Annotated in this window: 11 protein-coding genes; 2 read left to right on the forward strand and 9 right to left on the reverse strand. The window is 58.2% G+C overall.

Going from position 1 to position 13,138, the window contains the following annotated elements:
* Positions 1-54: 54 nt before the first annotated feature.
* Positions 55-1,710 carry an ATP-binding cassette domain-containing protein gene (locus ACTJK7_RS02835; protein WP_440780239.1) on the reverse strand — a complete coding sequence of 552 codons (1,656 nt, stop codon included), beginning with the start codon at positions 1,708-1,710 and terminating at the stop codon, positions 55-57.
* 998 nt (positions 1,711-2,708) lie between these two features.
* Between ACTJK7_RS02835 and ACTJK7_RS02840 the strand changes: the two genes are divergently transcribed.
* Entirely contained in the window at positions 2,709-3,065 is a 357-nt protein-coding gene (locus ACTJK7_RS02840) for a DUF6124 family protein (protein ID WP_323151579.1), read from the forward strand.
* 201 nt (positions 3,066-3,266) lie between these two features.
* On the opposite strand, the gene ACTJK7_RS02845 is transcribed toward ACTJK7_RS02840, so the two are convergent.
* From ACTJK7_RS02845 to inhA, 3 genes are all read right to left on the reverse strand, one after another.
* Positions 3,267-4,832: a methyl-accepting chemotaxis protein gene (locus ACTJK7_RS02845; RefSeq protein WP_108560592.1), complete on the reverse strand. Its 1,566-nt coding sequence runs from the start codon at positions 4,830-4,832 to the stop codon at positions 3,267-3,269.
* A gap of 102 nt (positions 4,833-4,934) precedes the next feature.
* The gene (locus ACTJK7_RS02850) at positions 4,935-5,726 is read right to left on the reverse strand and encodes a CPBP family intramembrane glutamic endopeptidase (RefSeq protein ID WP_108560595.1); all 792 of its coding nucleotides are present in this window, start codon (positions 5,724-5,726) and stop codon (positions 4,935-4,937) included.
* 241 nt (positions 5,727-5,967) lie between these two features.
* Entirely contained in the window at positions 5,968-6,654 is a 687-nt protein-coding gene (gene inhA, locus ACTJK7_RS02855; protein WP_440780240.1) for an isonitrile hydratase, read from the reverse strand.
* 89 nt (positions 6,655-6,743) lie between these two features.
* Here inhA and ACTJK7_RS02860 point away from each other — a divergent pair, with 89 nt between their 5' ends.
* Positions 6,744-7,727, forward strand: coding sequence for a GlxA family transcriptional regulator (locus ACTJK7_RS02860; protein WP_108560604.1), 984 nt, complete (start codon positions 6,744-6,746; stop codon positions 7,725-7,727).
* On the opposite strand, the gene ACTJK7_RS02865 is transcribed toward ACTJK7_RS02860, so the two are convergent.
* From ACTJK7_RS02865 to ACTJK7_RS02885, 5 genes are all read right to left on the reverse strand, one after another.
* Positions 7,696-8,595 carry an alpha/beta fold hydrolase gene (locus tag ACTJK7_RS02865; RefSeq protein ID WP_108560607.1) on the reverse strand — a complete coding sequence of 300 codons (900 nt, stop codon included), beginning with the start codon at positions 8,593-8,595 and terminating at the stop codon, positions 7,696-7,698. The genes ACTJK7_RS02860 and ACTJK7_RS02865 overlap by 32 nt on opposite strands.
* Before the next feature lie 10 nt (positions 8,596-8,605).
* Positions 8,606-8,995, reverse strand: a complete 390-nt coding sequence (locus tag ACTJK7_RS02870) for a hypothetical protein (RefSeq protein ID WP_108560610.1) — start codon at positions 8,993-8,995, stop codon at positions 8,606-8,608.
* A 308-nt stretch (positions 8,996-9,303) separates the two neighbouring features.
* Positions 9,304-11,133, reverse strand: a complete 1,830-nt coding sequence (locus ACTJK7_RS02875; protein ID WP_440780241.1) for a glycoside hydrolase family 15 protein — start codon at positions 11,131-11,133, stop codon at positions 9,304-9,306.
* Positions 11,126-11,926, reverse strand: a complete 801-nt coding sequence (locus ACTJK7_RS02880; protein ID WP_440780242.1) for a glucose 1-dehydrogenase — start codon at positions 11,924-11,926, stop codon at positions 11,126-11,128. Before ACTJK7_RS02880 ends, ACTJK7_RS02875 begins: the two co-directional genes overlap by 8 nt.
* A gap of 115 nt (positions 11,927-12,041) precedes the next feature.
* Positions 12,042-13,049, reverse strand: coding sequence for a terpene synthase family protein (locus tag ACTJK7_RS02885; RefSeq protein WP_440780243.1), 1,008 nt, complete (start codon positions 13,047-13,049; stop codon positions 12,042-12,044).
* Positions 13,050-13,138: the final 89 nt, after the last annotated feature.

A 13,138-nucleotide genomic window follows, 5' to 3' on the forward strand; every position in this document is an offset into this window, starting at 1 on the left:
GCAAAGGAACAGGACTGAATGCCCCGCCCATCGGAGCGGGAAGGGCACTGGCGACTAGGTTGCTTGGGGGCGTATATCGTTCAACTCTATAGCCACCCCGTATTTTTTCTTTAAGTTTTCATCATGAGTGACAATTATCAAGCACGGGATATTGACGGCAAGCCACTCTATGATTGTGTGTGCCGTTTCCTTGTCGAGTGCCGAAGTTGGCTCATCTAATATCACGGTTGGCTTGTCTCTTAGAATGGCTCGGCCAATAGCAATACGTTGCTTTTCTCCCCCGCTGAGTTCGCTATTTGTCGCGCCTATTACGGTATCGAGTAAAGCATCAGTATCGGAATCCTTTCGCGAAAATCCCAGAAGCTCGACGACCTGTCTTATTTTTTGCGAGCAGGCGTTTTCAGCGCCATACAGGAGGTTGTCCTTAAAGGTTCCGCCTATCAGGATAGGTTTTTGCGGCGCCACGGAAACTTCAGAGAGTATGAATTCGCTCATGCTTTCGTTTATCAAATGTCCTTTATAGTACGCCGTTCCGGTATAGCTTTCTTCGAAGCCTAAAAGTGTATTGATAAGTGTTGTTTTTCCTGCGCCAGAAGCACCAGAGATGATATTTACACCTGGCCTGAACTCATGAGTAATGTTGGAGAGTATGGTGTTGTTGTCTTTGCTGAGTGACAGGTTGCTCAGGACAAAACCCTGTGCAGTCTGAGATGTATTCGGTTTTTGCGGAAGGTTTATTTTTTCGTCAATGTATTTGATGCCGTCATTCAGAGAAACGATATTGGCCTGGAGGTTTATAAGGGTGCCTGCCATTAAATGTAACTGCATCGTAAACATTGTGATGTAGCCAATGATCATGACGAAGTCGCCGGTTGTCAGTTTTGAGCCATAGTGGGTGCCTGACAGAATAACAAAAAAAGCCAGCACGACTCCGATTGCCAACCCTTGGGCGCCGACTCGTATGCCCATATGAAGATTGGCTTTTCTGATTGTCTTGACGTAACCGTCGAAAAAAACTTTCCCTGCGTGACATTCCTTGTGTTGCGTGTTGTTGAGTTTGATGTCGTAAGTTCGGCCGAGCCTTTCAACTGTGTAACTGGATAAGTTGTCATCAGCCTCAAATAATTCTCGGTGAATGTTCGAGCTGGATTTTGCCACGTATGTCGATATGCAAATCAATACCAAGGAGGCTAGGAGGAAAAGAAGTGCATAGGCGAGGCCCATGATCGAATAAAGTACGCTGATGGCAATGATGATTTCTACTGCGATGGGGATAATTGTCCAGAATACGCCTACCGTCACCATGCTGAAGCTTCTTGCGGATCTGCTTATATCGGAGACAACATATCCAGGATCCAGGTTCTGTTGTTTTTTATAGGGGTAGCGAAAGACTTTGTTAATGATCGCCTCGTATATTGTGGTATCGCATTTTGCAAGTATCCAGGCTGAAAAAATGCCGCGTATGTTCGACAAGACTTGCGAAAGTGTCCATATGGCCGAATAAGAGGCTGCAAAAAAGAGGAACTGTGTTTGTAGGTTGTTCGCCTCTTGGATAGAGTTTGCGGTATTTCTCAACAGTACAGGGAGGAGCGAATTTAAGGCGCTGCATAGAAGAAAAATGATCGATACGCCTACAAAGTTGATGGTGAATTGGCGGTAGTTGTTGGAGACTATTTTGAAGATTGTTATGTATTGATAAGGCCAGTTCATTTGTGGGTATGACCTTATATTGTTTGTGTCATTGAAAATTTCCGTGATAGATGAGGGGTGTTAGCTACGATTTTTTCGCCTACTTCGATCTACGCATACGAATGGACGTCGAATGGCTGGACTCCAATAAAGAAATTACAGATTTTGCGTTTCTCATTGTGTATTAAAAGAAGCAAATAGTAGCGCTCCAGGTGCTTGATCCTTAATGACAGAGCAGGCTGGGTGATATGAATTGCTTGGGCGCATCTTTTTCAATTTTGCCGTGCCACGTTAATGTGGAACTGATTCACCAGATCGTTTTTCAGTTTTCAGTGACCTTGTTACGGTAAATTCCACGCGCCAGGTGCACAAGCCGGCGGATTCTGTCGTTGTTGTAGGCAATGACGAGAGGATCTGTAGGCTTCGTATGACGTTCCAGGAAGTGTTTTAAACGTGTTCAGTTTGATCCTGAACGTCGTCCGATTTTTGCGAGGCACACTTGAGTTTTGAGTGGTGATTCCTGGCTTTGTAATCATTGGCAAATGACATCTGAGTTGCCGATTGGGCTCCGCTGGTCGACGGATCAAGATCATGAGTTGCAGGCGAGAAAACCCCCATCCTGTTGAGTTTTACTGTCGGGTATTTGCTATTCGTAAACATGATTGGGTGTTTAGGTTTAAACCACACAAAGCGTTACTCCATAAGGGCTACAACACCTTGCGTCGTTGCCTACGCTTACGCCAGAATCCGCCGGCTTACGCAGCTTGGAGAGGGCTATATCGTTTCCCTGTCACTGAAAAGTGGCTGGGTTTGGTAGCCCGATTCGAGTTGTGGTTATTGCGACACCTTCAATGCTGTCTCTTTTCTGAGGTGCAGCCTTGTATGGTGGGCATGCGTGGGGCTCATTCGTGAGCGCCGGGTTTCCCAATTCGACCGGTCTACCAACCCGCGCATGGCCGCCACCCGCCGTTTGGTAGCGAGGGTGATGGCTCCCATTTTTTCGAATTGGAGTTTTATCCATGTTCAAAGCCACACCAAACCCACCAGAAACCGATCCAACCTCCAACGACCCCGAGCTCGAGTCCCGAAAGACAAAAGAAGCCGCCGACCGCGCACTCGACTATTACCTCGGCCCTGAAATCCCGAAGTATTTCCCACCCAAGGCGCGCTCCATCTACATGGTCGATCCAACGCTCGATGACGAAACGCTGCTCGTCGAAGCCTGCGAATCACTGTCGTCAGCCAACGCCATGGCCGGCAATATCGCCAACTCGGTGAAAGGCCCGGAGCGCAAACCGCTGCTGGCGCTGCAACAGCTGATCATGTTGAACGAGCTGCTGGTTAATCGAGTGCTGGACAGGCTGAAATTGCCTTAATGATTCGCTCGCTGTTATGGCCTCTTCGCGGGCAAGCCCGCTCCCACAAGGATGGTGGTGTTGCGAGATTTCGTGGCCAATGCGAAACCCTGTGGGAGTGGGCTTGCCCACGAAGAGGGCGGTGCTGGTCACATCCATTTCAGACAGGTAATAAAAAACCCGGAAGCTCTCGCTATCCGGGTTTTTTCTATTGCAGAACAATCAGCGGTTAAACCGCTCCACCAACGAGTATTGCGTGTTGGCAGTCTTGGTCAGCTCTTCACTCAGCAACGCCGAGTTATGCGCCTGTTCCGAGGTCTGGTCCGCCAGTTCCGAGATGTTGCTGATGTTGCGGCTGATTTCTTCAGCCACGGCACTTTGCTCTTCGGTCGCGGCGGCGATCTGGGTGGTCATGTCGGTGATGTTGGCCACCGCTTCGCTGATGCCCACCAGGGCCTGATCCGCTTCCAGTACCCGCGCTACACCTTCTTCCGCCTGGCGATGGCCGGCTTCCATGGTTTGTACGGCGCTGGTGGCGGTCTGCTGCAACTTGGCGATGAGGGCGTGGATCTGGCCGGTGGATTCGCTGGTGCGTTGTGCCAGTTGGCGGACTTCGTCGGCTACCACGGCAAAACCACGGCCCATTTCGCCGGCACGCGCTGCTTCGATCGCAGCGTTGAGCGCCAGCAGGTTGGTCTGGTCGGCGATGCCTTTGATCACGTCGACCACGCCGCCGATTTCGTCGCTGTCCTTGGCCAGTTGGGTGACGGTCAGGCCGGTTTCACCGACCACGACCGACAGGCGCTGGATGGCTTCGCGGGTTTCGCCGGCGATGTCGCGGCCGCGGCCGGTCAGACGATTGGCTTCCTGGGTGGCGTCGGCGGTGCGCTGGACGTGGCTCGCCACTTCCTGGGTGGTGGCGGCCATCTGGTTGACGGCGGTGGCGACCTGTTCGGTTTCCACGCGCTGACGTTCCAGCCCGCTGGAGCTGTTGTGCGCCAGGGCGTCGGATTGCTTGGCCTGATCGGTCAGGTGCTCGGCGGTGTCCTGCAGACGGGTCAGGCAGGTTTTCAGGCGCGCTTCCTGGCTGAGGATCGACATCTCCAGACGGGCCTGTGGGCCGCGGCTGTCGGTGTACATCTGCGCGATCAACGGGTCGGAGGTGGTCTGCTCGGCCAGGCGCAGCAGGCGCTTGAGCCCGCGTTGTTGCCATTGCAGGCCCAGCAGGCCCAGCGGCACCGACAGACCGGCGGCGAGGGCGAAGCCCCACTGCGAGTTCAGGGTGGCGCCGATCATGAAGCTCAGCTGGCTGACCAGAATGAACGGCAGCCAGTCCTGCAGCACCGGCAGCCATTTGTCTGTTTGAGGGATCGCCGACTTGCCCTGGTTGATGCGTTGATAGAGCGCTTCGGCACGGCGGATCTGTTCGGCGGTAGGTTTGACCCGCACCGACTCGTAACCGACCACCTGATTGCCATCGAACACCGGCGTTACATAGGCGTTCACCCAGTAATGATCACCGGTCTTGCAGCGATTCTTGACAATGCCCATCCATGGCAAGCCTTGTTTCAGTGTGCCCCACATGTGCGAAAACACCGCCGCCGGCACGTCAGGGTGACGAACCAGGTTGTGCGGCGCACGGATCAGTTCCTCACGCGAAAACCCGCTGATTTCGACGAAAGCGTCGTTGCAGTAGGTGATCACGCCCTTGGCGTCGGTTGTGGAAATCAACCGTTGCTGAGCCGGGAAAGTCCGTTCGCGTTGTGTAATGGGCTGGTTGTTACGCATGGTTTTTCAATCCGCAAGGCTTTGAAAGGTTGTCGGCGGGGTCAGCCATTTATTGAAATTTTTTTTCATTTATATGTACGGCGTCGCAAAACGGCCCTTGCTTCAACCCGCGAGCATCGGATAGGTGAACAGACCGAAGTGCAGCAGGTTCAGGCCAAAATGCGTCGCGATCGCCGCACCGAGCCCGCCAAAACGGTAGGCCAGACCATAGCCGACACCCGCCAGGCTCGCCAGCAACACCCATTGCCAGCCAGCGCCCACATGCACCAGGCCGAACAGCAGGGACGCCAGCAGCAGCGCGAGGTTTTCGCCGTAAGGCAGGTGTTTGAAACGCCGGCTCAGGCCGCCCTGTATATAGCCGCGAAACAGCGCTTCTTCGACCAGCGTCACCAGCAGCAGGTTGTTCAGCACCCACAGCCACGCCTGATCCGGCCATTTCGGTGCCCAGGTGATCATGCCCAGTAACACCGCGCCGCCCAGCGCCAGAATCACGCTCAACGTCAGTGCCAGCGCAGTGGCGTAGACGGTCAGGCGCAACGAACGACGCGCGACGATCCACGGGCAGACCAATAGCAGCCAGAAGCCAATCAGCGGTTTGTCGAGATTCAGGTACATCGAGAACGGCACGGCATTGTCGGTGAAGCGCTGCGGCTCGATGGCCCGGCCGTTGTAGAAGCCCGGCAGCCAATGCAGGGCTAGCGCCAGAGCCAGCACGATAAACAGGCCATGGCCGAGATAACGCCCGACCGGCACGGTTTGCTGGCGCACGGCGTAACCGGCGAAAACCAGCAGCGCAATGGAGATCAGCGCCAGCCAGCCGAGCTGGCCGAAACTCGACGCCAATCCGTAACCAAGGCTGAGAAGCCCGAGATAGAGCCATGGCAGAGCTGTCATGGAAAGTCCTTGTGCACGATTTGTGGACAGGCTTTCTACACGGGTGGGGGCGAGGGGACAAGTGAAGTTGAGGCGAGAAACCGGGACAACACCCAAACCTGTGGCTGACACTGAGACCTGTGGGAGACCTGTGGGAGCTGGCTTGCCAGCGATAGCGGTGAGTCAGTCAATGAAGATATCGACTGTGCAGACGCCATCGCGGCAAGCCAGCTCCCACAGGGATTTGTATAAGGCTGAAATGTCAGCGCAGATTGAGCCTTGCCGCCGCACGCTCGGTGATTTCCGTGCGCAACTTCAGCGAAGGCGCCGCACGCTTGCGCGCCTCATCGACAACCGCACTCGGCGCCGTCTCCGGGCTGCCCGAATCAAACGGCGGCGCCGGCGCATATTCCAGTTGCAACTGCACCAGCTGCGCCGTGTCGACGCCGACCAGCTCTTGCGCCAGCGTCAAGGCAAAATCGATCCCGGCCGTGATACCGCCCCCGGTAAACAGATTGCCGTCGCGCACCACCCGATCCTTCACCGCAATCGCGCCCAATGTCGGCAGCAGATCGTGATAAGCCCAATGCGTGGTCGCCCGTTTACCCTGCAACAGACCCGCCGCCCCAAGCACCAGCGAACCCGTACACACCGACGTCACGTAACGCGCCTGCGCCGCTTGCGCCTTGATGAACGCCAGCGTCTGCTCGTCTTCCATCAACGGCCCGACCCCGGCGCCACCGGGAACGCAGATCACGTCCAGAGCCGGGCAGTCCTCGAAGGTGGTGGTCGGTTTCAGCACCAGCCCGGTGCTGGCGGTGACCGGCACCAGATCCTTCCAGATCAGGTGCACTTGCACGTCCGGCAACGACGCCAGCACGTCGTACGGGCCGGTCAGGTCGAGTTGCTGCACCTGGGGAAACAACAGAAAACCGATCTGCAACGCCATGGTTCTTCTCCGTGAAAAGGGGGTAGACGGCTTCACTGTAGGCGCGTAGGTTTTGGCGCATACGCCAATCAGCCCACGAATTACGCCAAATGCCGAAAACCATCCACGTCCTCGCATTCGCCAATGTGCAATTGCTCGATGTCACCGGGCCGTTGCAGGTCTTCGCCTCGGCCAACGATATCGCCCGCCAGCAGGGTTTGCCTGCGCCATATGCGCCAACGGTGATTGCCAGCGGTGGTGGGGTGGTCAACTCGTCCGCCGGATTGGCGATGCTGGCCGAATCGCTGCCGGAGCAACCAAGCGATACGCTGATCATCGCCGGAGGCTGGGGTGTGTATGCGGCCTCTGAAGATGCCGAGTTAGTGAATTGGGTGCGTGAACATGCGAACGGATGCCGACGCGTGGCTTCGGTGTGTACCGGTGCATTTCTGCTGGCCGCCAGCGGCTGGCTCGACGGTCGTCGGGTCGTCACCCACTGGACCCGTTGCGAACAACTGGCGCAGCAGCACCCGCAATTGCAGGTCGAACCGAATCCGATCTTCATCAACGACGGCCCGGTCTGGACCTCGGCGGGCGTCACCGCCGGCATCGACCTGGCGCTGGCCATGGTCGAAGACGACCTAGGTCGCGACATGGCTCTGGACGTCGCCCGGCAACTGGTGGTGTTCCTCAAGCGACCGGGCGGGCAGTCGCAATTCAGCGTGACGCTGTCGCTGCAAAAACAGGGCAACCGCTTTGACGATTTGCACGCGTGGATCGCCGAGCACCTGACCTGCGATCTGGGCATCCCGACCCTCGCAGAACAGGCCGGCATGAGCGAACGCAGTTTCGTGCGCCACTACCGCGCCGACACCGGCCAGACCCCGGCCCGGGCCATCGAACTGATTCGCATCGAAACCGCCCGCCGGTTGCTGAGCGATACCGGTTTGCCGATCAAACGGGTCGCGGCCAATTGTGGATTTGGCAGTGAAGAGACGTTAAGACGCAGTTTCCTGCGAGCCATGGGTGTGACGCCGCAGGCTTATCGGGAGCGGTTTTCGGTCAGCGCTGGAGCAGATCCAGTAATGCCTTGAGTGTTTCGCCCGGCGCTTCCTCGGGGATGTTATGCCCGACACCCGCCAGCACCCGCCGCTCATAAGGCCCGGTGAAGTGGTGCGCATCTTCATCGTCCGCCGACGCCGGGCCAACGCCATCATCCGCACCGCACAGCGAAATCGTCGGAACGCCGATCGCCGGTTGTTTCTCCAGCGCCTGCTCCATCCACTCCAGCGCCGGATCGCCCGGCGCATACATGAAGCGATGGCGATAAGAGTGAATCACCACCTCAACGAAATCCGGGTTGTCGAACGCCGGCGCGCTCAACGGATAACGCTCGGCGTTCCGCGCCCAGGTCGGTGACCACAATTGCCAGAGCAATTCGCACAGCGCCCGACGATTCTGCGTCAGCCCTTCAACGCCACGGGGTGTGTGGAAGTAATACTGATACCAGTAGCGATGCTCGGTCTCGGGATCCAGCGGCCGGACCGAATTCGGAATGTCCTGCAGGTTGTAGCCATCGCCCGTCACCAACCCGCGCACCCGCTCAGGGAACAGCGCCGCCACAATGCACGCCGCCCGACCACCCCAGTCGTAACCGCACAATGTCGCTTGCTCGATACCCAGGGCATCCATCAGATCCAGCAGGTCCTGCGCCAGCGCTGCTTGCTGGCCGGAACGCGGCGTGTCCGGGTTGTTGAAACGGGTCGGGCCGTAACCGCGCAGGTACGGCACGATTACCCGATAACCCTTGGCGGCGAGGGGCGGGGCGATTTCGTCGTAGGCGCGGGGAGAGTAGGGGAAGCCGTGGAGCAGGATGACCGGCGTGCCGTTTCCCGGACCGTGATGCTCATAGGCGATGGTCAGACTTTCAGTCTTGCAAAACTGCATCACGGCTTGGGTCATACGGGATTCCTCAAGTTTCGGCTTCCGCCACCTGATTGAAATACTTGCTGCGATCCGGCGTAAACGTCACCACCATTTTCGTCCGCGAGCAGGTCAGCACCCGTTCGGCACTCAAATCGATATCCAGATCTTCCCCACGCAAACCCTGCCACTGAGCCAGGTATTTCAGCGATCCGTACTTTTCATTCTTCTTCAGGCTGCGACTGACCCCGCCTTTCCAGCCCAGTACCGGCAATTCATCGGCGCGGCAGCGTTGGGCAAGGCCGGGGAAACGGGCGGCGCGCTGGCGGCCGATTTCCCAGCATTTGATCAGGCCCTTGTCGGCGGCTTCCCACAGTTCGTCGCGGGTCAGGCCAGACCTCAATGGGGAGGCGATGGGGCGGTGGATACGTTGGCTCATTCTGGTTCCTTGAATCGGGTTTTTATTGGACAGCTCCGCTGTGCCCGTTGCGGTGGATGGTAGGGGGGGATGTAACAGCTGGCAACAAGGTATTTCGGGGTGTAAGTGCGAGTTGCGGGCCAAGCGTTACACCGGGTTGGCAGGTTTCTGTAGGCCGTGTCATCAACCAGTTGTATCGAAAGGAATCGATTGTGTGGGCCAGCCCTTCAACCGCAAGGGTCTGGGGTGTTTGCCGTTCGTAGGTGGTCATCCTACAAACGGCGGTTGGAGTGGAGATCTTTCTTACAGCGTGTGGCGAAAAATGATGACTATGGCTGCCAGTAATTTTTCTCCCCGCTCAATTTGCGATCGAGAAAACTCGCCGCGCTGATCAGCGCCAGGTGGGTCAACGCCTGGGGCGTGTTGCCCAGATGCCGGCCACGATTGTCGAATTCCTCCGCATAAAGCCCCAACGGATTGGCATAACGCAGCAGTTGCTCGAATTCCAGGTGGGCCTTTTCCACTTGCCCGGCGCGGGCCAGGCATTCGACGTACCAGAACGAGCACGCGGCGAACGCGCCTTCGGTGCCGGACAAACCGTCGATGCCGGCATCATCGTTGCGATAGCGGTAAACCATGCCGTCGCGCACCAGATGTTTCTCGATGGCTTCCAGGGTCGCGAGCCATTTCGGATCCTTGGCGCTCACGAAGCGTACCAGTGGCATCAGCAGCATCGAGCCATCCAGCGCGGTACCGCCCTGGTACTGCACGAAATGCCCACGCTCTTCGTTCCAGAAATTGTCCCAGATGTCGGCATGGATGGCCTGACGGGTCTGATCCCAACGGGCGAACGGTGCCGGCAGCGAGCGTTTCGAAGCCAGGCGGATCGCCCGGTCCAGCGCCACCCAGCACATCAGCCGCGAATGCAGGAAGTGATGTTGCTCACCGCGCATTTCCCAGATGCCTACATCCTTGGTCTGCCAGGTCTCACAGACCTGATCGACCACTTCCATCACATGTTTCCAGCCTTCGTGGGAAATCGCGTCGCCGTACTTGTTGACCAGATAAACGGCGTCCATCAGTTCGCCAAAGATATCCAGTTGAATCTGGTCGTACGCGCCATTGCCGATGCGCACCGGTTTCGCACCGCCATGGCCGGACAAATGCGTGAGTTCGGTTTCCGGCAGTTCCTGGCGGCCGTCGATGGCGTAGAGGATATTCAGCTTCATCGATGATTGGCCACTGCAATCGCTGACCCGCCCGCGCAGCCAGCGCATATAGGCGTTGGCTTCGTCGACAAACCCCAGGCGCATGAAGGCGTAAACGGTGAACGAGGCGTCGCGGATCCAGGTATAGCGATAGTCCCAGTTGCGTTCGCCGCCGGGTGTTTCCGGCAGACCGAAGGTGGCGGCGGCGAGGATTGCGCCGTGCTGGCGTGAGGTCAGGAGCTTCAGGGCGAGGGCCGAACGGTTGACCATCTCCCGCCAGCGGCCGCGATAGTTGGACTGGCCGATCCAGTCGCGCCAGAACTTCAGCGTGCGCTCGATGCACAACTGCGCGGCGCCTTCGGCAAATCGCGGATCGTCGCTGGCGCCGAGCATGAACGCGGCGGTCTGATCCTGCTTGAGAGTGAATTGCCCGACCGCCGCATCGTGATCGACGCTCAATGTTTGATCCGAGGCCAGCCGCAGTGTCGGCTGCCCGCTGGCGCTGAACAGCACATCCTGTTTATCGATGACGGCGCGCGTTTCAGCGCGGGCGTAGTCATGCCGAACGGCGCAGCGCAGATTAAACGTTGCCTGCCCGCTGACCACTCGCACCCGGCGCATCAACAGCGGCAAGGCATCGTCGTTGTCGCCGATGGGCAGCAGATCGGTGATTTCCACCACAGCGTGATCGCTTAGCCAGCGGGTTTGCAGGACGTTGGTATCGGGCAGGTAAATCTGTTCGCGCCGGGCATCGGGCAGGTCGGGCGCGAGCTGGAAAATCCCCGCGTCGGGGGTGTCCAGCAGCGAACAGAAAATCGACGGGCTGTCGAACTCCGGCCAGCAGAAGAAATCCACGCTGCCCTTGTCGTTGACCAGCGCGGCGCTGCGCATGTCGCCAATGATGCCGTGGGCGTCGATGGGGCTTTGTCGTTCGGATTGATGCTCAGCCATTGCCACGGAACTCCGGATAGAGGCTCATGCCGCCGTCGATGAACAGGGTGGTGCCGACGATGTAGTCGGAGGCATCGGAGGCGAGAAACACCACCGCGTTGGCCACGTCCTCGACATCGCCGATGCGCCCGTAAGGGATGAGTTTGAGCAGGGCCTGGGCGGCGTCGCCTTCGGTGGCGTCTTTATTGATGGCCGTGCGGATCGCCCCCGGCGCGATGCCGTTGATGCGGATGCGCTGGTGGCTGACTTCCTGGGCCAGGGTCTGCATCAATTGATCGACGCCGCCCTTGGACGCTGCGTAGTTAACGTGCCCGGCCCAGGGAATGCGCTGGTGCACCGAGCTCATGTGGATGATCTTGCCGGCGGCTCGCGACACGCCTTCGCGCACGCCCTGGCGGTTGAAGATGCGTAGCGCGGCGCGGGCGCAAAGGAACTGGCCGGTGAGGTTGACGCCGATCACTGCGTTCCAGTCGGCCAGCGACATATCCACAGCCGCCGCGTCTTTTTGCAGGCCGGAATTGGCCACCAGAATGTCCAGTGTTCCGAAGGCGTCGAGGGTCTGCTGGAACAGTCGCTCCACGTCCTCTTCCTGCGAAACATCGGCGCCGATGGCAATGGCCTGACCACCGTCGGCGACGATCTGCCGGGCCAGCGCTTCGGCGGGTTCGGCCTGCCGGTTGTAGTTGATAACCACGGCGGCACCGGCAGCGGCCAGGGCTTTGGCGGCGCCGTGGCCGATGCCGGAACTGGCGCCGGTGACCAGTGCCACCTGACGGGCGAGGGAAATCTGCATGAACGGTCGCGCCTTATGCGGGGATCTGATCTGCTGACCGGCATCCTTGAGTCAGAGTTCAGCGTGAATGCGAAGGGGCACGTAATCAAGTCGAGTCCCGCAGGGCTGTACGGGTTCAGATATGGTACCGGGCACTGTGTTTATGCCACTCCAGATTGCCGCCGATCCATGTACTCAATCCGGTGAGATAGCGCCGCAATACCGGCGAGCGCGTGCCTTTCATCAGCGTTGCGTGCAGGCGTTCGTATTCTTCCATCACTGCGTCATGGATATCGGCTGCCAGGTCGATTGCCTCTTGAAGCGAACAGTTGTGCCTGGCTGCCAGCAGATAAGGCAGCTTGAAGTCGCCGGTTTCGTTCAGGTGCTCTTTGTAAGCGGAATACAGATCGTTGACCAGAGTGGTCGCCAGCGAGGCCAGTGCGGTGACGTGGTGAATGTCTGGACGGGAATACGTATTGGCCGGGACTTCGTAGCCGCCGATCAGGTCGATCAGTACCAGGCATGGCCAGAAGCTGTTGACCTGCCGACTGGCCAGGTATTCGGCGACGGTGGGTTGAGTGCCATAGAGGCGCCAGGGACCTTCCGCCGCCATGGTGACGAACATGGCGATGGTGATCTGGCGCACCCGGGCGACTTGCGAGGGCGTGCAGAATTGGGCGACCCGTTTCATGTAGGCCAGCAATCCCTTGATTACCGGGTCGCACATTTGCTGCTTCAGGAGTTCTTTGTCGAACGGCGAAGGCAAATAGACCGGATCGATCGCGGTGAGGGCGAACGACAACTTTTCGGCCACTGTCTCGGGGCGACCGCCGAGGGATTGATCGTCGCAATAGTGATCGTCCACCGCAAACAACGCCGCAAAGCATTGCGCCGCGAGTAACAGTCGATTCGGATCATTCGTGTCGGCGTGGCACAGCATTGCATAGCGACCGAAGTCGCTGGCGCGGATTTTTTCCTCTTTGCCGGCAAAGATTCCCACGCTCGGTATCCAGGCCATCAGGCGATCGTTGACTTCCTGGCCCAGCGCCTCATCAATGCGCGTAGGCGACGGGCAGCGTACGGCGCGGACGATAAAGGGGGCAGTGGCGCTGCGTGGCGCAGTGGCGCTGGTGGGGTGATTCATGGTGTGAACCTCGTCTTCGGTTGATGAGGGTGCTTATCAACGCGGTTCCTTTGCTGCGATGACAGCTCCATGAAAAGCTGTTGGCAGGA

Source organism: Pseudomonas sp. 22085, from assembly GCF_052045815.1.
GTDB lineage: Bacteria > Pseudomonadota > Gammaproteobacteria > Pseudomonadales > Pseudomonadaceae > Aquipseudomonas > Aquipseudomonas glycinae.